The organism is Streptomyces daqingensis (assembly GCF_014645895.1).
Classification (GTDB): domain Bacteria; phylum Actinomycetota; class Actinomycetes; order Streptomycetales; family Streptomycetaceae; genus Streptomyces; species Streptomyces daqingensis.
This window is the reverse complement of record NZ_BMMP01000010.1, coordinates 116,621-140,261: the sequence shown is the minus strand read 5'-3', so window position 1 is coordinate 140,261 and position 23,641 is coordinate 116,621. Positions and strand designations below refer to the sequence as shown.

General features: G+C 72.6%; 18 protein-coding genes and 2 pseudogenes. 12 read left to right on the top strand and 8 right to left on the bottom strand.

All coding sequences use genetic code 11. The features are described 5' to 3' along the window. Positions 1-14 precede the first annotated feature (14 nt). The 3 genes from IEY56_RS16420 to IEY56_RS16410 all read left to right on the top strand — a co-directional run bounded on the left by IEY56_RS16420 (position 15) and on the right by IEY56_RS16410 (position 3,329). Positions 15-902, top strand: a complete 888-nt coding sequence (locus tag IEY56_RS16420) for a glycerophosphodiester phosphodiesterase (protein WP_189037940.1) — start codon at positions 15-17, stop codon at positions 900-902. A 278-nt stretch (positions 903-1,180) separates the two neighbouring features. Further along, a complete protein-coding gene (locus IEY56_RS16415; protein WP_189037939.1) occupies positions 1,181-1,771 on the top strand; it encodes a methylated-DNA--[protein]-cysteine S-methyltransferase in 591 nt (196 codons plus the stop codon). Positions 1,772-1,901: 130 nt separating this feature from the next. Next, complete coding sequence (locus IEY56_RS16410; protein ID WP_373292106.1) at positions 1,902-3,329, top strand: MFS transporter; 1,428 nt, start codon at positions 1,902-1,904, stop codon at positions 3,327-3,329. A 49-nt stretch (positions 3,330-3,378) separates the two neighbouring features. Here IEY56_RS16410 and IEY56_RS16405 read toward each other — a convergent pair whose 3' ends face one another. The 3 genes from IEY56_RS16405 to IEY56_RS16395 all read right to left on the bottom strand — a co-directional run bounded on the left by IEY56_RS16405 (position 3,379) and on the right by IEY56_RS16395 (position 5,693). Continuing rightward, positions 3,379-4,131, bottom strand: a complete 753-nt coding sequence (locus tag IEY56_RS16405) for a PIG-L deacetylase family protein (protein WP_189037938.1) — start codon at positions 4,129-4,131, stop codon at positions 3,379-3,381. 63 nt (positions 4,132-4,194) lie between these two features. Next, positions 4,195-5,016, bottom strand: coding sequence for an MHYT domain-containing protein (locus IEY56_RS16400; protein WP_229711945.1), 822 nt, complete (start codon positions 5,014-5,016; stop codon positions 4,195-4,197). Between the two features lie 218 nt (positions 5,017-5,234). Continuing rightward, positions 5,235-5,693 carry a type II toxin-antitoxin system PemK/MazF family toxin gene (locus IEY56_RS16395; protein WP_189037937.1) on the bottom strand — a complete coding sequence of 153 codons (459 nt, stop codon included), beginning with the start codon at positions 5,691-5,693 and terminating at the stop codon, positions 5,235-5,237. Between the two features lie 139 nt (positions 5,694-5,832). Here IEY56_RS16395 and IEY56_RS16390 point away from each other — a divergent pair, with 139 nt between their 5' ends. Continuing rightward, positions 5,833-6,606, top strand: a complete 774-nt coding sequence (locus IEY56_RS16390) for a type 1 glutamine amidotransferase (protein ID WP_189038060.1) — start codon at positions 5,833-5,835, stop codon at positions 6,604-6,606. A 184-nt stretch (positions 6,607-6,790) separates the two neighbouring features. On the opposite strand, the gene IEY56_RS16385 is transcribed toward IEY56_RS16390, so the two are convergent. Beyond that, positions 6,791-8,236 carry an NCS2 family permease gene (locus IEY56_RS16385; protein ID WP_189037936.1) on the bottom strand — a complete coding sequence of 482 codons (1,446 nt, stop codon included), beginning with the start codon at positions 8,234-8,236 and terminating at the stop codon, positions 6,791-6,793. A 274-nt stretch (positions 8,237-8,510) separates the two neighbouring features. Between IEY56_RS16385 and IEY56_RS16380 the strand changes: the two genes are divergently transcribed. Next, positions 8,511-9,185 (top strand): helix-turn-helix domain-containing protein, encoded by a 675-nt coding sequence (locus IEY56_RS16380; RefSeq protein ID WP_229711944.1) that lies wholly within the window; start codon positions 8,511-8,513, stop codon positions 9,183-9,185. A 54-nt stretch (positions 9,186-9,239) separates the two neighbouring features. Here IEY56_RS16380 and IEY56_RS16375 read toward each other — a convergent pair. Then, positions 9,240-9,897, bottom strand: a pseudogene (locus IEY56_RS16375) (nucleoside/nucleotide kinase family protein). Between the two features lie 162 nt (positions 9,898-10,059). On the opposite strand from IEY56_RS16375, the gene IEY56_RS16370 reads away from it, so the two are divergent. From IEY56_RS16370 to IEY56_RS16355, 5 genes and pseudogenes are all read left to right on the top strand, one after another. Further along, the gene (locus IEY56_RS16370; RefSeq protein ID WP_189038058.1) at positions 10,060-10,398 is read left to right on the top strand and encodes an acylphosphatase; all 339 of its coding nucleotides are present in this window, start codon (positions 10,060-10,062) and stop codon (positions 10,396-10,398) included. Positions 10,399-10,436: 38 nt separating this feature from the next. Next, positions 10,437-11,228: a Mut7-C RNAse domain-containing protein gene (locus IEY56_RS16365; RefSeq protein WP_189037935.1), complete on the top strand. Its 792-nt coding sequence runs from the start codon at positions 10,437-10,439 to the stop codon at positions 11,226-11,228. A 215-nt stretch (positions 11,229-11,443) separates the two neighbouring features. Beyond that, complete coding sequence (locus IEY56_RS16360; protein ID WP_189037934.1) at positions 11,444-13,090, top strand: alpha/beta hydrolase; 1,647 nt, start codon at positions 11,444-11,446, stop codon at positions 13,088-13,090. 262 nt (positions 13,091-13,352) lie between these two features. Further along, positions 13,353-13,664: pseudogene (locus IEY56_RS29090) on the top strand (winged helix-turn-helix domain-containing protein); the annotation flags it as partial. Positions 13,665-13,694: 30 nt separating this feature from the next. Continuing rightward, positions 13,695-16,358: an ATP-binding protein gene (locus IEY56_RS16355; RefSeq protein ID WP_373292105.1), complete on the top strand. Its 2,664-nt coding sequence runs from the start codon at positions 13,695-13,697 to the stop codon at positions 16,356-16,358. A gap of 266 nt (positions 16,359-16,624) precedes the next feature. Here the strand turns inward: IEY56_RS16355 and IEY56_RS16350 are convergent, their stop codons facing one another. The 3 genes from IEY56_RS16350 to IEY56_RS16340 all read right to left on the bottom strand — a co-directional run bounded on the left by IEY56_RS16350 (position 16,625) and on the right by IEY56_RS16340 (position 22,032). Then, entirely contained in the window at positions 16,625-17,425 is an 801-nt protein-coding gene (locus IEY56_RS16350; protein ID WP_189037932.1) for a cutinase family protein, read from the bottom strand. 177 nt (positions 17,426-17,602) lie between these two features. Beyond that, complete coding sequence (locus IEY56_RS16345; protein ID WP_229711943.1) at positions 17,603-19,000, bottom strand: SWIM zinc finger family protein; 1,398 nt, start codon at positions 18,998-19,000, stop codon at positions 17,603-17,605. An 86-nt stretch (positions 19,001-19,086) separates the two neighbouring features. Next, complete coding sequence (locus IEY56_RS16340; protein ID WP_189038057.1) at positions 19,087-22,032, bottom strand: SCO1167/SCO6262 family helicase; 2,946 nt, start codon at positions 22,030-22,032, stop codon at positions 19,087-19,089. 216 nt (positions 22,033-22,248) lie between these two features. Here IEY56_RS16340 and IEY56_RS16335 point away from each other — a divergent pair, with 216 nt between their 5' ends. Continuing rightward, on the top strand, positions 22,249-22,950 hold the full coding sequence (locus IEY56_RS16335) for a maleylpyruvate isomerase mycothiol-dependent enzyme family protein (RefSeq protein WP_189037930.1): 702 nt from the start codon (positions 22,249-22,251) through the stop codon (positions 22,948-22,950). An 88-nt stretch (positions 22,951-23,038) separates the two neighbouring features. Next, positions 23,039-23,599, top strand: coding sequence for a hypothetical protein (locus tag IEY56_RS16330; protein WP_189037929.1), 561 nt, complete (start codon positions 23,039-23,041; stop codon positions 23,597-23,599). Positions 23,600-23,641: the final 42 nt, after the last annotated feature.

Here is a 23,641-nt window from a genome sequence, read left to right as displayed (position 1 = left end):
GCGAGGAGTCCCGAATGTCGATGCGCCGTGCCGTAGCCACCGCCACTGGTGTGCTCCTGGGAATGGCCGCGCTCTCGCTCACCGCGACCCCGGCCCACGCTGCCCCCAAGCGGAAGAAGGCCGATGCACCACCCGTGACGGTCGCCCACCGCGGGGCCTCCGGTTACGCCCCGGAGAACACCCTCGCCGCGGTCGAGAAGGCCGACAAGCTCGGCTTCGACTGGGTGGAGAACGACGTACAGCGCACCAAGGACGGCGAACTCGTCGTCATGCACGACACCACGCTGGCCCGTACGACCAACGTGGAGAAGCTCTTCCCCGACCGCTCCCCGTGGAACATCCGCGACTTCACCGCCAAGGAGATCGGCAGACTGGACGCCGGAAGCTGGTTCAGCGACGACTACAAGGGTGAAAAGGTCCCGACGCTCAAGAAGTACCTGAAGGCGATCACGGGCAACCACCAGCGGCTCCTGCTGGAGCTGAAGTCGCCGGAGCTCTATCCGGGCATCGAACTGCAGACCCTCAAGGAGCTGTCCGAGAACGGCTGGCTGGACAGCAAGCACACCAAGGACAAGCTCGTCATCCAGAGCTTCAACGCCGCGTCGGTCAAGACGACGCACGACCTGCACCCGGCCCTCAAGACGGGCTTCCTCGGCAATCCGAAGGTCTCGGAGCTCGACACGTACGCGAAGTTCACCGACCAGATCAACCCGACCTACTCCGCCGCGACGAAGGACTACGTGAAGGCCGTCCACGCGAGGAAGGGCGCGCGCGGCGACCGGATGGAGGTCTTCACCTGGACGGTGAACGACGGATCGACGGCGCGCACGGTGGACAAGGCCGGCGTCGACGGGATCATCTCCAACTACCCGGACGTGGTACGGGAAGCCACACGCGGCTGAACGTTTCCTCATACGAGCCGATCCTCGGATCAAGACGGCTCTGACTCCCGCTCCCCCGCGCACTCTCTCCCCCGGCCCCGATGAGGGACGAACCCAACCCCCCACACCACAGTTCGGCACCCGGGCACCCGTGCATCCACGTCCAGTGACACGAGTGCAGGCCAGGGGAACCTCGCAGAACTCCCGACTCCCGCTCACAGCGGCCTCGGCCACTGCTGCCGTCGCACCGTGCCCGCACGGCGACGGCCGTTGTCAGTGGGCGCCTCTAGGGTGCCCGCATGAACGAGACACAGGCGAGCACGGTGGTCCGCACCTGGTCCTGGACGGTGCGGGACACCCCTGTCGGCCCCCTGCTGCTCGCCGCGACGGACGAGGGCCTCGTCAACGTCGTCTTCCACGCCGGGCAGGCGACCGTGGACCGGGCCCTCGCGCAGCTCGAGGGCCGCCTCCATTCGCCTCCCGTCCACGTCGGCGACGCCCTCTCCGGGGAGCGCGAGTCGCTGCCCCACCCCGCCCTCGGCCTCGCGGCCGCGGAGCTCGCCTCCTACTTCAGGGGTGAGCTGCACTCCTTCACCGTCCCGCTCGACTGGTCGCTCACCGGCGGCTTCAACGAACGGGTGCTGAGGGAGCTGGCCGCCTCCGTTCCGTACGGAGTCAGCGCCGGCTACCAGGACCTCGCCAGGAGGGTGGGCGAACCCGGGGCCGCCCGCGCCGTGGGCGTGGCCATGGGTTCGAACCCGCTGCCCGTCGTCGTGGCCTGCCACCGCGTGGTCGAGAGCGGGGGCGGGCTGGGCGGCTTCGGCGGCGGCACGGAGACCAAGCGCGCGCTGCTCGCCCTGGAAGGGCTGCTTCCGCGGCCGCTGTTCTGACGCGTCTGCCCCTCTCCTGCGGGGAGGGGCCCGGATCGACCGTGAAAGGGGGAGCTGACCGGCGGAAGAGGGGCGCGATACGCCGTAGGCGTACAGCCCTGCCGCTGGCAGACTGCCGCTCGTGACCGACATCGACAAAGACGCCGACGCACCTGACAGTGCCGTCGGCACTCCGGGCCTCGCACCCGGCGCACCGCCGCGCGGAGGGGAGCTCGCCGCGCTGCGGCGCCGCACCACTGCCGTGCTGGTGAGCGGGCAGATGCTCGGCGGCCTCGGCGTGACGACGGCGGTGACTCTGACCGCGGTCCTGGCCGAGGACATCAGCGGCTCGGAGGCGCTGGCGGGGCTGGCGTCGACCGCCGCGGTCGTCGGCTCCGCCCTGCTGGCGCTGCCGCTGGCGTCACTGATGATCGCCCGGGGGCGGCGCGTCGGCCTGTCGGTCGCGTACCTCATCGGCGCCGTGGGCGGCACGGTCGTCGTGGTGGGAGCGGCGATGGGCAGCTTCGCGCTGCTGCTGGCCGGTATGACGGTCTTCGGCGCGTCCAACTGCGCCAATCTGCAGGCGCGTTACGCCGCAGCGGACCTCGCCGAGCCCGGGCAGCGGGCCCGCGCGATCTCCTTCGTGGTCTGGGCCACCACCATCGGGGCCGTCCTCGGCCCCAACATCGCCTCCCCTGCGGGGCGATCCGTCGCCGGACTGGGAATCCCGGCCTCCGCGGGAGGTTTCGTCTGGGCGACCGCCGTCTTCCTGATCACCGCGGCGCTGGTGCACCTGCTGCTGCGTCCCGACCCGTTGCTGACGGCCCGCGCGATCGAGGACGCGGACCGGGCGACGCGCGGGCAGGGAACGGACGGCACGGGAGCGGCCTCCGTCGACTCCGGGACCGGCGGGACCGGTATCACCGAAAAAGACATACCGGGCGGGCCCGGTAGAGAGAGCAGTGGGGGCGGCGGGCGAACGAGCGCCTCCGAGCAGTCGCTGCGCGCGGGGCTGCGCGCCGTCGCCGCCTCGGCCCGCGCGCGCCTCGCGCTGACGGCCATCGCCGTCTCGCACACCGCCATGGTCACCGTCATGGTGATGACGCCCGTCGATCTCGGCCACCACGGCGCGGGCATCCAGTTGATCGGGCTGGTCATCAGCGCCCACATCGTCGGGATGTACGCCTTCTCCCCCGTCATGGGGTGGCTCGCCGACCGGTTCGGGCGGCTCGGCGTCATCCTGCTGGCCGTCGCGCTGATCGGCTGCGCCTCGGCGCTGGCCGGGACGGCGGACGGCGACCACGTCCAGTCGATGGCGGGCCTGTTCCTGCTGGGGCTGGGCTGGTCCGCGGGCCTGGTCTCCGGGTCGGCGCTGCTCACCGACTCGGTGCCGCAGCCCGCCCGTCCCTCGGTCCAGGGGCTCTCCGACCTGATCATGAACGCGTCGGCGGGCGTGGGCGGGGCCCTGTCCGGGCTGGTCGTCTCCCTCGCCGGCTACGGCTGGCTCACCGCGCTGGCCGCCTCGCTGCTGCTGCCGGTCGCCGCACTGACGGTGCTGGACCTGGCCCGGCATCGGTGAGCGCCGCAGCGGACGGCGGCCTCCAAATCCCCGTATGGCGCTGACCGAGTCACCGCGAATAGAGCTCGAAGGCCACGCACTCCCTGCCGCCGAACCTGTCCGCCGCCAGTCGGACGCTCCACTCGACGAACGAGCGGGCGTAGTCCTCCACGGGTTCGTCGCTGAGCGCCGAGATGTAGGCGCGGTGCTCAGCGAGCGACGCCGTAGCCGTCCGTACGGCCTCCTCCCCGACCGGGACGGCGTGCGTGGGCTCCGGGGAGCCCGCGACAGCGACCCAGCGCACCCCGTCCCAGGGCTCCAGCTCACCGCCTTCCAGCTGGTCCGGGAAGATCCAGCGGTTGCCCGCGTCTCCGACGGCGTCCAGCACGGACCGCCCCAGCGCGCGGTGGTCGGGGGTGTTCCAGGCCCGGCCGCCCCAGGTGTCGTGGTGGTTGAGGGTGACGACCAGTTCGGGGCGGTGCCTGCGCAGCGCGGCCGCGATGTCCCGGCGCAGGGCCACGCCCTCTTCGATCACGCCGTCGCGGTGGTCCAGGAACTCCAGCGTGGAGACGCCGACCGTGCGGGTGCTCGCGCGCTGCTCCTGCTCGCGTACCCGGGCGCTCTCCCCCGGTTCGAGGTCGTCGATGCCGGCTTCGCCCCGCGTGGCCAGCAGGTAGCCGACCTCCTTGCCCTCGGCGATCCACTCCACGACGGCGGCCGCGGCCCCGTACTCCATGTCGTCCGGGTGCGCGACGACGGCCAGTGCACGCTGCCAGTCCCCCGGCATCGGCTCCAACTGCTGTTCGGTGCCCGTGGTCGCCATCGCCTCGCCCGCCTTCCGCTCGTGGACTTGCCGTCTCGAGGTCTGCCGCGGAAGCGGGTGGCGTCACCCGCGTTCGAACGGCGTCCATTCCAGCTTCTCGCCGGCCGCCTCTCCTCGACGTGTTCCCCACTTGCGCCGCCCGTCCTGCTCCATCATCGGGTCGAGGCTCACGAAGAGCGCGATGAGCGTCAGCAGCAGCATCGGCCCGACCAGCACAGGAGTGAGGACGCCCAGCGCCGACGGGGCTCCCGCGCCGCCGGAGTCGCTGTAGAGGTGCACGGTCATCGCGTTCATGGCCGTGTAGTGCATGCCCGTGAAGGCCAGCCCCATGATCAGGGCGGAGCCGACGGACGTACTGAGGTGCTTCGCCCTGGCCGCGCACCACATCGCGATGACGGTCACGGCGACGGCGATACCCGCTGAGATCGCCACGAGGCGGGTGTCGTACCGCATGACCCCGGCGATCTGCATGCCCGTCATCCCCCAGAAGTGGGTGGAGGCGACGCCGAGACCGAGGATGATCCCTCCGACGGGGACCGAGAACCAGTTCGGCAGCCTGCTCCCCACGAGGAAGAGCGCGGCAGCGGAGACGAGCACGGCGAGGCCCAGAGTCTCCAGGGTCCTCACCATGTCGTACTGGATCGGGACGCCCACGCTGAATCCCGCCATCGCCACGAAGTGCATGGTGAAGATGCCGAAGCCGATGGCCACGGAACCGATGACGAGCCATCCCCCTCGTCGCCCTCCGGCTGCGGCGCGGGCCCGCATGGCGCACCTGAGCCCCACGGCGCTGCCCAGTGTGGCCATGGCGTACGCGGCTGCGGGTGTGATCAGCCCATAGGTGAAGCTGTTCGCCGGCACTGAAGCGGCACTGAGCATCGTCATCCCCACTCAGGAAGCGAGCGTGATCACCAAAACGTCACTTGACGAACACACATACGGGCGACCCATGTTAAGTAGCCGTACGCCTGTCCGCCCCCGTTTTCCCGCAGCCCGCAGCCGTGGAGCCCGCCGTCGCACGGGAATCCGGTGCGCGGGGCGGCCCCGGCACGTGACAGGGCGTCACAGGACGCCGGCGGCAACCCGTCTCACCGCCACCCGGCTCACCGCCACCCGTAGACCTGCTGCAAGCGGTGCACCACCCTGTTGAACCTCGCCCGGTCCAGCGCGCACGCCTCACGCCGCATCCCCGCCGGATGCACGCGCAGCACCCGGTCCGTCCCGACCCACGAGTCCCGTCCGCTGCGGTCCCACGGGCCGGCGCCCAGGGGCAGCCACCCGTCGTCCCCGGCCCGCTCGCGGGACGTCAGCTGGACGCCCAGCACGGTGCCGCGGTCCTCCCGGGCCACTATCAGCACGGGACGGTCCTTGCCCCGTCCGTCGCTCTCCTCGTAGGGAACCCACGTCCACACGATCTCGCCCGGGTCCGGGTCGCCGTCCGGGTCGGGGGCGTAGAGGGTGCGCACCCGGCCCACACGCCGTGGGTCGACCTCGACGGTGGCGGTGGGACCGCTGCTGCCGGGCAGTTCGCGGTCGGCGTGAAACTCGCTGGGACTGTTCATGCGGGGAACCTACCGGGGGCCGCGAGGACTTCGCAGTCCGGTCGGCGGCTGAGGGACGGGACGGGCCCGCCGGCGCCGGCGGCGCGGCAGGAAGGCGATGAGATCCTGTCCGCAGTCCAGCGGCGATGAGGAGTGCGTGATGGTGCGGGTGCTCGTAGTGCAGAACACTCCCCGAGGGGGCCCGGGACGGCTCGGCGAGTGGCTGGCCGAACACGGACTCGGCCTGGACGTCGTGCACGCCTACGACGGGAGTCCGCTGCCGCCGGACCTCGGCGGCCATCACGCGCTTCTCTTCCTCGGCGGCGGCTACATGCCCGACGCCGACGAGCGGGCCCCCTGGCTCGCACCCGGCCGGGCGCTGGTCGCGGAGGCCCTCCGCACGGGCGTGCCGGTCCTGGGGGTCTGCCTGGGTGCGCAGCTGCTCGCCCACGTCGCGGGCGGGACGGTGCAGGCCGAGCACGGAGAGCCCGAGTCGGGCAGCACTCCTGTGACTCTGCGAGCGGAGGCGGCAGGCGATCCGCTGTTCCAGGGGCTGCCCGCCGAGCTCAACGCGATCGAGCACCGCGTCGACGCGATCACCGAACTGCCGCCGGGCGCCGTCTGGCTGGCGCAGAGCGAGCGCTGTCCGGTGCAGGCGTTCCGGACCGGGGACCACGCGTGGGGCGTCCAGTTCCACCCGGAGGCCACTCCGGAGCACATCAGCCAGTGGGACGGGGAGGCGCTTCGCCGGCAGGGCTTCGACCAGGCCGAGCTGGTGCGTACCGCCCAGCTCGACGAGCCCGCCTCGACGGCCGCCTGGTACGAACTGGCGCGCCGCTTCGCGGTCTTCGTCGAATCGGCCGCGGGCGCGCGGGGCGCGGGCGCGGGCGCGGGTGCGGGACACGGCGGCAGGACGGACGCCGCGCCGGCATGAACGTACCCGCGTGAACGCGCGGGCGGGGGCGCGACGTGGACCCCCGGCCGCCCCCGGAGACCACGGCCCGGGCCGCTCTCGCCGAACTTCCCGTGCGGCACCCGGCGGTCGTCGCAGCGGGCCCGTGAACGAGGGGTGGCCCCGGCGCACCGCGCCGGGGCCACCCCTGTGTCCGTCCCTGCTGTTACTTGAGCCCGAGGAGCTGCTCCAGCGGGTCGATCGCGAAGTACACGAGGAAGAGCATCGCGGTGCCCCACAGCAGCCAGTGCACCTCGCGCGCCTTGCCCATGGCGGCCTTGATGACGACGTAGGCGATGAAGCCCGCGCCGATGCCGTTGGTGATCGAGTACGTGAACGGCATGACGGCGATGGTGAGGAACGCCGGGATGGCGATCTCGTAGCGCTCCCAGTCGATGTGCTTGACCTGCGTCATCATCAGGAAGCCCACCGCGACGAGGGCGGGGGACGCGGCCTGGAGCGGCACGATCGTCAGCACAGGGGTGAGGAAGAGCGCGAGGGCGAACAGGCCGCCGGTGATGAGGTTGGCGAAGCCGGTCCGGGCACCTTCACCGACGCCCGCGGCGGACTCGATGTACGTGGTGGCCGACGACGAGGCCGAGGCACCGCCCGCGACGGCTGCCGCACCGTCGATCAGCAGGACGCGGCCCAGGCCGGGGACCTGGCCGCGCTCGTCGAGGAGCCCCGCCTCGGCGGTGACGCCGACGACCGTGCCCATCGTGTCGAAGAAGTCGGACAGGATGAGCGTGAAGATCAGCAGGACGACGGTCAGGATGCTGACTTGGCCGAACGCGCCCATCACGTCGAACTTGCCCAGAAGCCCGAAGTCGGGGGCCGCCACGGGGTTGCTGGGCAGGTCCGGGGAGGTCAGGCCCCAGTTCTTGACGGTGGCGAGCTGGTTGATGACGACGGCGACGACGGTCATCAGGGCGATGCTGATGAGGATGGCGCCGTTCACCTTGCGCGTGAGGAGGACGACCGTCAGCAGCACGCCGAGGCAGAAGACCAGCATGGGCCAGCCCGTGAGGGTGCCGGTGCCGAGCTGGACGGGGACCGTGGTCTTCGCGGCGTCCGGGATACGGGTGACGAACCCGGCGTCCACGAAACCGATCAGGGCGATGAACAGGCCGATGCCCACACTGATCGCTTGTTTGAGCGGCTGCGGGATGGCGTGCATGATCGCTTCGCGCAGACCGGTCAGCACCAGGATGGAGATCAGCACACCCTCGATGACGATGAGGCCCATCGCGTCGTCCCAGCTCATCAGCGGGGCGACCTGCACGGCGACGATCGCGTTGATGCCGAGACCGGCGGCCAGGGCGAGCGGCAGGTTGCCGCCCACGCCCATGATCAGGGTCATCACTGCGGCCACGAGGGCGGTGGCGGTGGCCAGTTGCGTGGCGTCCAGCTGCTCGCCGAACTTGTCCTTGGCGCTGCCGAGGATGATCGGATTGAGTACGAGGATGTACGCCATGGTGAAGAATGTGGCGAACCCGCCGCGTATCTCCCGGCCGTATGTCGAGCCGCGTTCGCTGATGCGGAAGAACCGGTCGAACGCGCCGCCGGTTCTGGTGGGCGGCGCCCCTGCCGGGCTCGTCGTGCTGGTCTGCATGACTGCGTCTCCTGGACCTACAGGTAAGTGGGGAAAGCGGCAGTGCCGTCGGGAGCGTGCGACGTGTAGTGGTGCGAACACGCATGCGGCACCGTGCGAGGCGGATCATACGCGGCAGTGCGGTTTAAACAATTAGTTGGCCGCATCCCGTGGTTGGGGACCTCTCGCTACTCCTGTGGCTTCCTACAGAATCAGCCTCGACCTATCGAGCTAAACCGGGATGCAGACGACAGCGGGCATGGAGTTGCTCCACGTAACTCCTTACTCTCTGCCCGTGCATAGACCGCTCCCCTTCAACGCGCGCGCCGCCCGTATTCTGCGCGAGAAGCTCGGGATGGCCCCCGGACACGTCGCCTACGGCATGCGGGCCTCGTACGGCATGACGCACATCACCCCTGACCACATCACCGCATGGGAACGCGGCGCCGCACTGCCCACCGCCAACGAACTGACCGCGCTGGCCGGGGCGTTGTGGTGCGCGCCCGGCGAGCTGATGGGCCCGCCCCGCACCCTCCTCGAACACCGCCTGGCACGCGGGAGGTCCGCCGAGGACGTCGCCCGCCTGGTCGGCATCGACCTCAACGCCTACCGGCACATGGAGGAGACGGGGCGATGGGAGGGCGACAAGCGCCAGTCGGCCAACCTCAGCAGCGTCCTCGAACTTCCCGTGCGCGACTTCGTCGCCATCACCGGACACGAGGAGGAGCTGACCCGCCTGCTCACCGAGGCGGTCTCGACCCGCTGGCAGGCCCACGTGCGCTCCATCTCCAAGCTGACCGGGATCGACAAGCGTGAACTGCAGGGCCCCCTGCGGGACATGCAGAACGAGTACCAGACGCTGATGGCCGCCACCCTCGGGCGGAACACCAGCACCGCGGCAGCGGACGTCGTACGCCAGTACCTCGAAGACGTCCTCGAGCACTTCTGGTCGCGGCTCCCCGAGCGCTGACCCCGCCCCGTCCGCACCGCCGCCCCCACGTCCGTCCGTCCAGGCCCGCCAGCGTCAGCCGTCGCGGCCGTTCCACGCGGGCCGCCGCAGATCGTCGGCGCGTACGAAGACGTCGGCGGCCTCCCGCGGGTCCGCCTCCTGCTCGTACCGGGCGAAGGCGGGGAGCCTCCACCGCTCGTCCGGCTCCGACTGCCTCTCCAGTGCCCCGGCGGACAGCCCGAGGTGCACGGACAGGTCGAAGGGGAACCACCGGCCGAGCAGGGAACGGCCCGTGCAGGAGCATCACTCCGCCCGGCGGGAGGGGTACCCGCGCGCTGCGGGTGGGCCGGTCGGCGGCAGAGGTGCGCAGATCGGGCAGGACGAGGCCGTCGCCGCCCGGCTCCAGCGGATCGAAGACCTCCCGCCACAGCGCTCCGGTGTCGTACCAGAGGTCGTAGTACGCGTCGGGGTCCCGTTTGCCGAACTCGTAGCGCAGCGAGGCGGCTCGCAGGAAGCCGTCCGCCGAGACGACGTGAACGGGCCTGCCGCGTACACGCAGCGCCTCGGCGAGCCGCCCGGCCAGCACACCCGGACGTGCGGGCGGCGCTCCGTCGACGCCGACGCGGAGCCACGGCCGCTCCTCCCCCTCGGACAGGGCCCGTGCCGGAAGGTCCGCGATGCGGTCGGCGAGTTCCGCGGTCAGCCGCTCCCAGGTGATCGGTTCGAGTCGCACACGTCCATCGTCGCGTCCGCGGCTGCGGTCCGGGCGCCTGCCGCCGTACCCGGGCCGCACCGTGCGCGGAGCCTCCCCGGCGGCACGCCGCCCCCGGTTTCCCTATCCTGGAGCGGAGTGATCCACGGCGTCGGCTGGCTGACCACCGGAGGTGCCCGGCCCATGAACCGCAAGCGCGTGATCGTCTCCGGCGCGGTACAGGGCGTCTTCTTCCGCGACACGTGCCGCCGCGAGGCGGCTTCCCAGGGCGTCGGCGGCTGGGTCCGCAACCTCCCGGACGGCACCGTGGAGGCGGCGTTCGAAGGCGCGGCGGACGCGGTCGGGAAGCTCGTCGACTGGGCGCACGACGGGCCGCCCGCCGCGCGGGTGGACCAGGTGCTGGTACACGACGAGGAACCCGAGGGCCTCTCCGGATTCGAGGTCCGCCCCACTCCGCCCCCCGACGCCGTGCGGCACGATCACGCTCCGCCCGGCTCGCCCCCGCCGCAAGCGGGGCCGTGACACGGCCCGGGGGCCGGCCGCCGCGCGCGGACGCCCCTGTGCCGTCCCGTCCGGGGCTCCGGTTGCGGTTCGCCCCGGAGCTGCGTTTCCTCCTGGCCGTACGGCACCGCCGCGAGGACGAGGTCCTGGTGCCGCATGACGACACGTTCACGCTCGGCCACGTCGTGCAGTCCCTCGGCGTCCCGCTCACGGAGGTGGGCGAGCTGACCGCAGGGGGCCGGACCGTCCGGCCGTCGCATCGTCCGCGTGGCGAGGAGGCAGTGAGCGTCTCGCCCGTACGCCGCCCGCAGGACCCGCAGTCCGTTCCGCACGGCGCCCCGCCGTCCTTCGTGCTCGACGTCCATCTGGGCGCGCTGGCCCGGCGACTGCGGTTGCTCGGGCTGGACGCCGCGTACCGCAACGACATGTCCGACCAGGCGCTCGTGGAACAGGCGGGTGCCGAGCACCGGTTGCTGCTCACCCAGGACCGCGGGCTGCTGCAGCGGAGAGCTCTGTGGCTGGGCGCGTACGTGCGGGGCGCGCGGCCGGACGCCCAGCTCCTCGACGTCCTGGACAGGTTCGCGCCACCGCTCGCCCCGTGGACGCGCTGCATGGCGTGCAACGGGCCGCTCACGCCCGTCCCGAAGGGGGAGATCGCCGGGCAGCTTCCACCGGGGACGCGGCGTACGTACCGGACGTTCGTGCGCTGCCGTGACTGCGGGCGCCTCTACTGGCGCGGCGCCCACAGCGGAAGGCTGGAGGAGACCGTCGCCGCGGCGCGCGCGGCGGTGTCGGACGCGGCGCGGAGCACGTCCCGGGACACTCCGCGCGGTGGACCCGCCGTTCCGTGACGGCATCCGGGGCCCGGTGCGAACACCCGCATCAACTGACTTACGTAATAAGCATGTTGATCCTGTTCACGGTCCTCCCGTGACTATCCGGGTGTTACGTCCGGCTGATTCCTTCCGATACGAATCGGCGAAGAACCGTCCCGAGTGGGGCCTGTGTGCTGCACGATGCCGTATGGCCGCGACGGGTGCGGCCTTGACTCCACATGGGAGCTCCGATGAGAAGACGGGTCATAGCCGTGCACGGCGCAGCCGCAGTGGTGCTCGCCGGTGTGCTCACGGCGATCCCGGTGACGGCGAACGCCGGGGCCGGGCAGCAGGACGGCGCAGGCGCCGCCGGTGCCGTGGGCGCCGCGCTCAAGTGGAAGGACTGCGCCACGGAGAACTATCCGGAGTTGCAGTGCGCCACGCTCCGCGTACCGCTCGACCACTCGAAGCCGGGCGGCAAGAAGATCTCCCTCGCGCTGTCGCGCGTCGAGCACACAGCGGCGAAGTCGCAGGGCCCGCTGCTGGTCAACCCCGGCGGGCCGGGCGGCAGCGGACTGAGCCTCGCCGGCTTCGTCGCCGGTTCGCTGCCGGAGAAGGTGGCCGCGCAGTACGACGTCATCGGGTTCGACCCGCGCGGCGTCGGCAAGAGCGAACCCGCCCTGGACTGCGAACCGGGGTACTTCGACCCCGTGCGCCCCGACAGCGTGCCGCGCAGTGCGAAGGACGAGCGGGCGAACGTCAAGCGGGCCGAGGGCTTCGCCGACGCCTGCGGCAAGAAGTACGGCAAGCTGCTGCGCCACATCGACACGGTGAGCGCCGCCGAGGACATGGAATCGATCCGGCGCGCCCTCGGCAGCAAGAAGATCAACTACTTCGGCTACTCGTACGGCACCTACCTCGGGGCGGTGTACGCGAAGCTGCACCCCGAGCGGGTGCGCCGCGCGGTGCTGGACAGCGTCGTCGACCCCGACGGGGTCTGGTACGACAACAACATCGCCCAGGACCACGCCTTCGACGCCCGGCACAAGGCGTTCGCCGCGTGGGTAGCCGAACACGACGCGACGTACGGCCTCGGCACCGATCCGGCCGCCGTGGAGAAGGCCTGGTACAAGATGCGCGAGGCGGTGCGCGAGAAGCCCGCGGGCGGCAAGGTCGGCCCCGCCGAACTGGAGGACACCTTCCTGCCCGGCGGGTACTACAACGGCTACTGGCCGGACCTCGCCTCGGCCTTCGCCGCGTTCGTGAAGAAGGACGACGCGGAGCCGCTGACCGAGGCGTACGACGCCTTCGCCGCCATCGACGCCGGCGGAGACAACGGATACTCGGTCTACACCGCGGTGCAGTGCCGCGACACCTCCTGGCCGCGCGACTGGGGCACCTGGCGCCGCGACATGGCCGAGGCCCACGCCAAGTCGCCCTTCATGACCTGGAACAACGCCTGGTACAACGCGCCTTGCGCGTTCTGGCCGACCGATTCGCTGAAGGCGCCCGGGGTTTCGAACAAGAAGCTGCCGCCGGTGCTGCTCTTCCAGGCCACCGAGGACGCGGCCACGCCGTACGGCGGCGCCGTCTCCATGCACCGCAAGCTGCGCGGCTCCAGCCTCGTCGTCGAGGAGGGCGGCGGCAACCACGGCATCACGCTCGGCGGCAGCGAATGCCTGGACGGTCACCTGTCGAAGTACCTCTCGACGGGCGAGGTTCCGCGCGGCAAGGGCAGCGGGGACGCGGACGCGGTCTGTGCCGCCCTTCCCGACCCGGAGCCGGTGAGCCCGGAGGCCGCCGAGTCGGCCGTGCCGACCCCGTACGGTCCGGACAGCGGACGCCCGGCTGACCGCAGCGGCGCGGCACTGCACGAGCTGGTCGGCTTCCGGAGGTGAGTGCGTGAGTGCTCCGGGAGCGGCCCTGCTCCCGGAGCACTCCCGCCCCGGCGGCGAATAACGGGAATGCGAATCCCCGTCGGCGCGAATCACACTCGCGCACGCTCGATTTCAGCGGACGGATTGTGAAACGTCCCTGGAACCGGCCACGTTGACGCGAATTCGTTTCCGGCATGCCGGACGTTGTGGCGCCTCCGTACGCGACGGGCGCAGGTCTTGTGATGGCCACAGAGTCACGCCGGGGATTTCATAGGCTCTCCGGGTGCCGACTACATGCGAGTTATCCGCGGATGCCGGTCAGCGAATTCGATTCGCCCTGCTCGGGCCGCTCCAGGCGTGGCGCGGGGACGTCAGCCTGGAACTCGGACCGGTCCGTGAACAGGCTCTCCTGACCGCCCTGCTGCTCCGGCCCGGCAGAACCGTCAGCCGGCAGCAATTGCTCGACGGGGGATGGGGTTCGGAACCCCCGGGCACCGGCGACAAAGTGATCCCCGTCTACGTCCACCGATTACGCCGCCGTCTTGACGCCGGTACGAAAGGCCCGGCGGATTCCGTGATCGGAACCGTCCGCGGCGGCTACCGGTTCGCCCCGCGGAGCGCGTCCGTGGACGTGCAGCGATGCGAGGAGTTCGCCGCCGAGGCCCGTTCGGCGAAGGATTCCGGAGATCTGGACGCCGCGGTGGACGCGTGGTCCGAGGCGCTGGGACTCTTCCGGGGCGAGCCTCTGACCGGAATCCCCGGGCCCTTCGCGGAAGGGGAGCGGCTGCGGCTGGCGGAGCGGCGGCTGACGCTGGTGCAGGAGAAGGCCCACTGCCAGCTCCGGCTGGGACGGCACTCCGAGGCCCTCGGCGAACTGTTCTCCCTGACGACGACCCACCCGTACAACGAGGCGCTGGCCGCGCTGCTCATGCGTGCCCTCCATGCCGGCAACCGGCAGGCCGACGCGCTCGGCGTCTACTCCACGATGCGCCGGCGGCTGCTGGACGACCAGGGGGTGGACCCCGGGGCCGAGTTGCGCCGGGTCCACGAGGCCGTCCTCCGGGGCGACGACGACTTCCTGCTCGGCCCCGTGACGCCCCGTGGAAGGACGGCGCGACGTCCGGTCGCGACGGGCCGCTCGACGGAACGCCCGGTCGGCGCCGGGCAGCCGGGCGGCAGCCGTCAGCGCCGGGTACGCCACGAACTGCCCGTCGAGGCAGGCAGCTTCACCGGCCGGGACCGGGAGGTCGCCCTTCTCTCCGCGCCCGCGGACGGGCAGGGGGTCACCGTCCGCGCGGTGGACGGCATGGCCGGAGTGGGGAAGACCGCCCTCGTGGTGCGGGCGGCCCGGGCGCTGCGGGACCGGTACCCCGACGGCTGCCTGTTCCTGGAGCTGCACGGGCACCGGAAGGACCACGAGACGGCGACCAGGCAGCGGGTGCTGCGCCGGCTCCTGCGCGCCGTGGGTGCCGGCGAGGGTGAGGACTCCGGAGATCTGGACGAGCTGGCCGCGTCGTGGCGGGCGGCGACCGCCTCCCTCCGGCTGCTCCTCGTACTCGACGACGCCGCGAGCGCCGAGCAGGTGCGGCCGCTGCTGCCGGCGGGGGCCGGCAGCCTGGTGATGGTCACGAGCCGCAGGCGGCTGACGGGGCTGGACGCGGACCGCAGGGTCTCGCTTTCACCTCTCGGTATCGACCAGGCAGCGGGGCTGCTGGCCCGCATCGTCGGCGGCGACGGATCCGACCGCGAGCGTCTGGCCGTACGGGAACTGGCCGTGCTGTGCGGCCGGCTCCCGCTGGCGCTGCGCATCATCGGGGCCCGGATACAGGACCGCCCGCTGTGGGAGGTCGAGGCCCTGGCGGCCCGCCTGGCGGACGACGAGCGCCGGCTCGACGAGCTCGCGGTCGAGGACCGCAGCGTCGAAGCGGCGTTCCACGTCTCGTACGACCAGCTCCCGGACGCGGAGCGGCGCGCCTTCCGGGCCCTGGGCCTTTCTCCTACGGTGCGGCTGGACCGGCTGACGCTGGCCGCGCTGCTCGGCTTGGTACCGGGCGACGCCGAACGCCGCCTGGAGAGCCTGGCCGACGCGGGCCTGGCGCAGCGCGTGACGGCCGACCGCTACCGGCTGCACGATCTGGCGGCGGTCTTCGCCCGGCGCCTCGCCGCCGCGGCGCCGGGCGAGGTCGCGGCAGGACAGGAAGGCGTCTTCAGGCTGTACGCGACCGCCGCCGAGTGCGCCAGCGACTGGAGCTCCTCCTTCTCAGCCGGACCGCAGGAGACCGGGCCCTTCACCGACTGGGAGGAAGCCACGGCCTGGCTGGACGCCGCGGGCGGTGAACTCGTCGACGTCGTCAGCCGGGCGGTCGCCGTCGGGCACCTGGACGAGGCGTGCCGGATCGCCGAGGGCCTGGTCGACTACCTCACGCGGCAGGGACGGTTCCACGAGTGCCGCATCGCGTTGGAGTCGCTGCTGCCCGTCGCCGGCCAGGCGTCCGGCGGACGTACGGTCTCCGCGCTGCGCACCAGCCTGGGCATCATGTACGGGCTGCAGGGCCGGTACCAGCAGGCCCGCGCCTGCTTCACGGAAGCTCTGGACATCAGCCGCCGGGCAGGCGACCCGCACGAGCAGGCCAGAGCCGCGGCCGGGCTGGGGACGTTCGCCAACCTGGAGGGGCGGATCGCCGAGTCCATGGCGCACTTCGCCCAAGTGGCCGGACTGCTGGAGAAGTTCGAGCACGACGGCTGGCTTACGGGCTCCGTCATGACTCGCGTCGGCGACATGCACCACCAGCTCGGGGAGTACGGCAAGGCGTACGACCGCTACACGGAGGCGATCGCCCTCGCCGAGAGGACGGGCAGCCCGCGGCTGCACGGCAAGACGCTGCTCCGCCTCGGCCTTCTGCAACTCGACCTCGGGCAGCCGGCCGACGCCGTCGGAACACTGGGAAAGGCCGAGGACCTGGCCAGGCGTCTCGGCGACGTACCGCTCTACTCAGCGGTCCTCGGAAAGCTGTCCTCCGCAGAAGCGGACCTCGGCAACCACCGGGCTGCCGCGGAGCTCCGGCGACGGTCACGCGCCGTACTGGACGAGGAGACCGGCACAGCTCCGGAGATCGCGGTACGGCGCCGGCTGATCTGGCACGGCGTCGGGACGGAGGAACTGGACGGCGCCCGCGACTTCTTCGAGCGGGGGACCAGTCTCCCCGCCGCCGGCGCGAACCGGGCGAGACTCTCCCGCGCACTGGACGGACTCGGGCGGCGGCGGAAGCCGGACGGGAACGGCGCGTAGGTGCGCGGCGGGCGCAGCGGGGCCCGGCCGGAGCGTGTCCGGCCGGGCCGCTGTCCCCCTCAGGACGCTGAGAATGCCGCCTTCATGGAGCCGCCGTCAGGCAGCCGCGCAGGGGCGGCCGTTCGCCGGGGCCCGACGTGCCCCAGCCGTTTGGATCTTCGCGGGCTCGCGACGCCCAGCACGCCCGGTACGAGGGCGATCCTCCGCCTGGCATCCGGACGCACCGGACGCCACTCGCCCAACCACGAAGATCCAGACGACGCACCCTAGCGGGGGCTTCCGTCGGCGTTCCGCCACTGGACGCCGTTGGCCGGGGCGTCGGCGAGGGTCTGAGCGATGGCGTTCCCGGCCTCCGTGTACTTCGGGTGCAGGGTGATGTAGCCGGTCGCCTTCAGCAGCGACGCGTCGCAGATCGGGTCGCCTTCGATGCAGTACCGCGTGACCGGGATGCCGTTGAAGTCGTGCGGTCCGGCGCCGGGAGAGGTGAAGCCCGGCACGCCCCACCCCCTCGGGATGTTGGCCGTGAGCCCGGTGCCGGGCTGCATCGGGTCGGCGTAGAGCTTGCCGTCGACCTTGGAACGCGGAATGCCGGTGTCCTCGTTGGCGATCGTCTTGAGCACTTCGTCCGCGATCTGGGCGCCCTGGGAGTAGCCGGTGATCGTGATCCGGGCGTCCGGGTGCGCTCGGTGCGTCTCCTTGGCGACCCGCAGCGCCTCCTTGTACCCCTGCTGCACACTGGAGTCGTAGCTCGGTGCGGTGAGGGCGTCGGGATGGGGCTCGAGGCCGTCGAGCAGCGGCCCGCTCGGACCGATGAACGGGCCCGCGGTGGCCGGGTAGCACACCGGGATCGCGGAGGAGCCGAGGTCGAGGGCCTCGTTCGCGGCGTCGTAGGAGAAGGTGCAGTGAGGCGCCGGCGGTGTCGCGCCGGTTCCGCCGATCTGAACGTAGTAGCGCTCTGCGTCGGCTGCTTGGGCGGCGGAGGGGAAGGCGAGTGCCGTCCCGGCCGCCAACGCCGCTGTCACGGCCGCGATGCGCACAGCCCGTGCCGTCCTGCTGGTCTTCGGCATTGCCTGATCTCCCCCTGTGGTGGTACGTCCGTCAGCGAACACACCTGACGCTAGGGACGGCTCCTCACATCGTGATGACATCCCGATGACTGCGCAGGCCGGCGGGCGTGCGCGCCCGGCAACAGCCCGGGCGGCGGGGGCACTTGGGGCGGCGCGGCCGCGCCGTGTACCGCCCGGTCAGCCGCCTTCCAGCAAGGAGGTGAGGGCCGCGACGGGATCGGCCTCCGACGGCCCTTCCGGCCACCAGTCGTCCCCGTGCCCGTGCTCGCCGCCCGGTCCCGGCCGGCGCTCGTTGCGGTACGGGTACCAGCGGCCGTCCCTTCCGTAGCGCAACTGGCAGGAGCGGGTGGGGTCGGTGAGACGGTTGCGGTCGATCGACATGCGGGGCAGACCGGCCGCCGCGAACGCACCTCGCGCCCTGTCGAAGTCGCCCGCCGGCGGGTTCCAGGCGGACTCCAGCAAGGCGGGCCCCTCCGCGCCCTGCCGCCACGCGGCGGCGGCCCGTGCCAGGCTGACGGGCGTGTGGCCGGTGCCCCGGGCGAGCTGCGCGAAGCGGGCCGAGAGCGTGCCGCGGCCGGTGAGTGCGGGGTGCGTGGCAGCCAGGCGGACCGCGTCACGCTCCAGCGGCGGCGGCCGGAGGGAGCCGGGGTCGGTCAGCGCCAGACAGGCGCGTTCGATCGCGCCGGCGGCAAGGAAGGAGAGCGCCGACGGGTCCTGGGCGCCCGGCAGTTCGGGCAGAACCGGTGGCTTCCCCGGCGAGGGAGGGGGCGGAAGGGGCTCCGGGAGCGGCGGGCGTACGGAGGTGGCGAGCGCTTCCCTGGCAAGCACACCGGTGGTCTGTCCGGGGCTCTGTGCGGACGTGCTGCCTCTGTCGCCGTCAGATGTCGCTCCGCCAGATCCTGCTGAGTTCGCTGCGTCGGGGTTCGACGCATCGTTCGACGCTTCGGAGTTCGACGCTGCGTTCCGCCGGGCGAGTTCGTCCAGCAGCTCCTCCTCGCCGCGGCCCCGCACGAGGAGCAGCACGAACGGATCGGCGTCGAGGAAGCGGGCCGCCTGGTAGCAGAGGGCCGCCGCGTGCTTGCAGGGACGGCCGGCGTCCGGGCAGGAGCAGGACGGGTCGACCTCGCCCGGCCCGGGCAGCAGCCGCACTCCGGCGCCGGCCGCCGGCTCGGCGAGGTCGCGGGGCATCTCCCTGTCCAGCAGAGCGGCGATGTGGTCCGGGCGGGCGGTGACCGCGTCCAGGAACGCGTCCCACTGCCGGGCGGTGAGGACCGGCAGCCGGACAGCCGTCCGGTACGGGCGGGGGCGGCTGCCGTGCACCTGCGCCGCGATTCGGCCCGGTGCGACGGTGATCGTGCCGACATGGCCGCCGCGAGCGTAAGTGCGGCCCCGCGACAGGCGGCCCGGCTCCAGCGACGACTCCTCCAGCGCTTCCACCCACGCGTTGCCCCACCACGTCTCCGCGAACGGGCCGCGGGCCCCGGGCCGGGGCGGCAGCGGTGCGAGGGCGCGGGTGCGCCGGCCCGGCACCGCCCCGGAGCGGCCGGCCCCGGCATCCTCGCGCAGGTCTCGCACGCCCCGCCGATTCCGCGCGTCCCGCAGCTCAGGCGGGTGGCCCGGCTCTCGCGGGCGGGCGCTGCCGCCGGGCGGCCGTCCGGCGCTCATGCGGTCCGCCTCAGCCTGACGAGGTCGGCGAGTTCCGCGTCGCTCAGCTCGGACAGCGCACCCTCACCGCCGCCGAGCACCGCGTCCGCCAGCTCCTTCTTGGACTCAAGCAGCAGGGCGATGCGCTCCTCGACGGTGCCCTCCGTCACGAGCCGGTGGACCTGCACGGGCTGGGTCTGCCCGATGCGGTACGCACGGTCGGTCGCCTGGTCTTCGACGGCCGGGTTCCACCACCGGTCGTAGTGCACCACGTGCGAGGCGCGGGTGAGGTTCAGGCCCGTCCCCGCTGCCTTCAGCGACAGCAGGAACACCGGGCACAGGCCTTCCTGGAAGCGGCGCACCATCTCCTCCCGGCGCGGCACGGGCGTACCACCGTGCAGCAGCTGCACGGGTACGCCGCGACGGCGGAGGTGACGCTCGATGATGCGCGCCATGGCGACGTACTGCGTGAAGACGAGCACCGCGCCGTCCTCGGCGAGGATCGTGTCCAGCAGTTCGTCCAGCAACTCCAGCTTGCCCGAACGGTTCTTCCGGGCCGCCTGCTCCTCACCGCCCGGAGGTCCCGCCGCTTCCTTGAGGTACTGCGCCGGGTGGTTGCAGATCTGCTTCAGGGCCGTCAGGAGCTTCATGACCAGCCCCCGGCGTGCGATGCCCTCGGCCGCCTCGATCTGGGCGAGCGTCTCCCGTACGACCGCCGCGTACAGGCCCGCCTGTTCGCGTGCCAGCGCCACGGGATGGTCGGTCTCGGTCTTGGGCGGGAGTTCGGGGACGATGCCCGGGTCGGACTTCCTGCGCCGCAGCAGGAACGGCCGCACCAGCCGCGCGAGCCGTTCCGTCGCCTCCTGGTCCTCGCCGCCTTCGACGGCCCTCGCGTGGCGAGACCTGAAGGCGGTGAGCGGGCCGAGCAGTCCCGGCGTGGTCCAGTCGAGGACGGCCCAGAGCTCGGAGAGGTTGTTCTCGACGGGTGTGCCGGTGAGCGCCACGCGGGCGGGCGCGCGGAGGGTGCGCAGCGCGGCGGCCGTGGCGGAACGGGGGTTCTTCACGTGCTGCGCCTCGTCCGCGACGACCAACCCCCAGCGGTGCCCGGCGAGTTCGGCGGCGCTGGAGCGCATCGTGCCGTAGGTGGTGAGCACGAACCCGCCCGTCTCCCCCACGTCTTCGAGGCTCCGGTCGCTGCCGTGGAAGCGCCGCACCGCGACACCGGGCGCGAAGCGTTCGATCTCACGCTGCCAGTTGCCGAGCAGCGAGGCGGGGCAGACGACGAGCGTCGGCGCCGGATTCGCTCGGCGCAGATGGAGCGCGATCAGGGTGACGGTCTTGCCCAGGCCCATGTCGTCGGCCAGGCAGCCGCCCAGCCCGAGCGAGGTCATCATCTCCAGCCAGGCCAGGCCCTTCAGCTGGTACTCCCGCAGTTCGGCGTGGAGCCCTTCCGGCGGGGACGGCAGGGGAAGCCGCCCCGTCAGGCGGCCCCGGAGCGCCGCGAGAGCACCGGCCGGCACCGCCTCGACGGTCTCGCCGTCGATCTCGACGGTGCCGGAGAGCGCCGCCGACAGGGCGTCGAGCGGGGCCAGCAGGCCGAGTTGGCGTTTGCGCGCCTTGCGGATGAGGGCGGGGTCGACCAGCACCCACTGGCCGCGCAGCCGGACGACGGGACGGTGCGCCTCTGCGAGCGCGTCCATCTCGGACTCGGTCAGCTGCTCGCCGCCGAGGGCCAACTGCCAGCGGAAGTCGAGGAGTTCGTCCGACTCGAAGAAGCCGAACCCGTCGGCCGCCGAACCGGGCGCGGGGCGGATCACCGCGGTGGCCTTCAGCTCGCGCGCCAGGTCACGCGGCCAGTGCACCGCGACCCCCGCCGCGGCGAGCCGCGTCGCCGCACGGCCCAGCAGGTCGGCCACCTCCTCCTCGGACAGCGGCAGTACGTCCGGCACGGGCCGCTCCAGCAGCCGCCCCAGCGGGGGCCAGACTCGTGCGGCGCGGCGCACCGCCAGCAGTGTGTCCATGCGGGACCGCGGCCCGAAGTCACTCGCTCCGGACCAGAGTTCGGCGGCGTCCGCGACGAGGGTGGGCTCGGCGAGGCTGTGCACCTGCACGACGGCGGCGGATCTGCGCTCCTGCCCGGTGAGCCCCGGCGCCTCCCCGTCAGTGCCTCCGGCGGCCACGCCGCCCACACCCGCGCTCCCGTCCGGGTCGGCGTCGAAGACGTCGTGCGCCGCCAGGTCGAGGCGCAGCGAGATCCGCACCCCCTCGTCCATGCCCGCCGCAACCTCGGCCGCCCACTCGCGCGCGTGAGGGAGCCGCTGCGGGGCCCGGGCGGCGAAGGGCCTGCCGGCGGCGTGGGGCGCGGCAGGGGTGCGGGGCAGGGTGTCGGCGACCGCGTCGAGGAAGGCGCGCAGCAGCGGGAGGGGGTCGGGGAGCCGCAGCGGGCTGCTGCCGGGGACGGGCACGGCGTGGGCCTCGGCGGGCATGGCCGCGGCGATCGCGCGGAGGTGCGCGGTGTCGCCGGCGTCGAGGGGCCCGGCCCGCCACTCGTCGACGTCCCCGTCGGACAGGCCCGGCAGGATCCGGCCCCGGGCGAGCAAGTGCAGCGCGTGCTGGGCCGCGGCGCCCCAGCACGCCGTGGCGGGATGCGCGCCGCGTACGTGCCGGGCGCGCAGCAGCAGCGGCAGCACGGCGGACACGGGGAGGGTCACCGACGGGACCGTACGGACGCGGGCGCCCCTGCCGTGCCGGCGGGCGACCGTCATGGCCGAGGAGGCCCCGCTCCCGGCAGCCGCCTCGTGCCTGGCCGAGTCCGGGCCGGGGAACTCCGCCGCGTGCGGGGCGAGTTCGGGCAGCGGTCCGCCGTCCGGACGCCAGAAGGCGAGCCTGCCCTCTCGCGAAGGCCGCCCCGGGAGGAAGACGCCAGCGCACCGCGCGAGCCCGTCCTCCGGGAGCAGCTCCATGCGCGTCACCGTCTCCGCTCCTCGTACCGGCCCGGGACGTGGCCGCGCCGTCGTGCTGTGCCGGGCGACCGTGCGCTCCCCTGCGGCGCACGGTCCCCTGCCGGACCCGGCCGAGTCTAGGCGGGACCGCCGACAATGCTCCCGCACGTCTCTGACCAGCAGGTACCGCCGGAAAAGGGGAGGCGCGGACGCTCACCGTGTTGCTACGGTCACCCCATGCCGACAAGCGACGACCGGGGACGGGCGCCCGTGACGCCCGACGACGTGCGGCAGTCCGTGGGGCTCGCCTCGGCGGCCCTGACCGCGGCGGCGTCCGCGGACTGGCGGGTGCGTGCGGGCTCCCTGGAGTGGAGTTGCCGGGACACCGTCGAGCATCTCGCCGACGACTACTTCGGCTACGCGGCCCAACTGGGCCCGCGGAAGCCGCCGTTGAGTTCGGGCGTTCCCTTCGCCTACACGTCACGGGAGGCCGGCGGCCCGGCCAACACCGTCCTCGCGGACGTCGAAGCGGGCAACGCGGGGCTCGTCCAGGTGCTGGAGGCGTGCGGCGCCATGCTGGAGGCGGTGGTCCGCACGGCTCCGGCGGACGTACGCGCCTGGCATCCCTACGGCGTCTCGGACCCGGAAGGGTTCGCGGCGATGGGCATCGTGGAGACCCTCGTGCACCTGCACGACGTGGCGCAGGGCCTCGGATTCCCCTGGGACCCTCCTGCCGGACTGTGCGAGCGGGTCCTGCACCGCCTCTTCCGTGACGTGCGCACTGACGCCGCCCCGTGGCCCTCGCTGCTGTGGGCGACGGGCCGTACGGAGCTGCCGGGCCTCCCCCGCCGCACGTCATGGCGCTGGGACAGCACCCTGCTCCCGGCAGACGCGCCCCTCCCCCAGGCCCGGCGAGGCGAAGCCCCCGCCCCGGGCTGACGTCCGCGCGTCACGGTGCGGTGCGGCGGCAGCCGGACGGTGCGGCAACGGCCCACCGCCGTCCCCCGCCGCACGGCAAGATGGTGGGATGCAGCCGACGCCGACGCCGCCAGCGCTCCTCCTCGACGTGGACGGCCCGCTCAACCCCTTCGCCAACCGGTGGCGCAGACGCCTGCGCTGGCGCCCCCGCGGCTACACCGCCCACCGCTGCAAACCGGACGACTGGATCGCACGGCACGCCCCTCTGCCCGAGGAGGAGGTGGCACCGCTGCGCGTCTGGCTCAACCCCGCACACGGACCCCAACTGACCGCTCTGCCTTACGACTTGGTCTGGGCGACGACGTGGATGCACGGCGCCAACAAGCACATCGGACCGGTGATCGGCCTCCCGCACCTGCCCGTCATCGAGTGGGGCGAACTCTTCAAGCCCGGTCCCGACGGCGCCCATTGGAAGGTGCCCCAGATCGTCGCGTGGGCGCGTGGACGCCCCTTCGCCTGGGTCGACGACGGGATCACGGCGCACGACCAGCGCTACGTCGCCGCTCACCATGACGGCCCGGCGCTGCTGCACTGGGTGGACCCGGCCCGCGGGCTGCGCGCCCCGGACTTCGCCGTCCTGCGCGAGTGGGCGGCAAAGCAGGCCCGCTGACACCCGCCGGGCGGGTGCCCCTTCCGGGCAGACCCGCGGAGA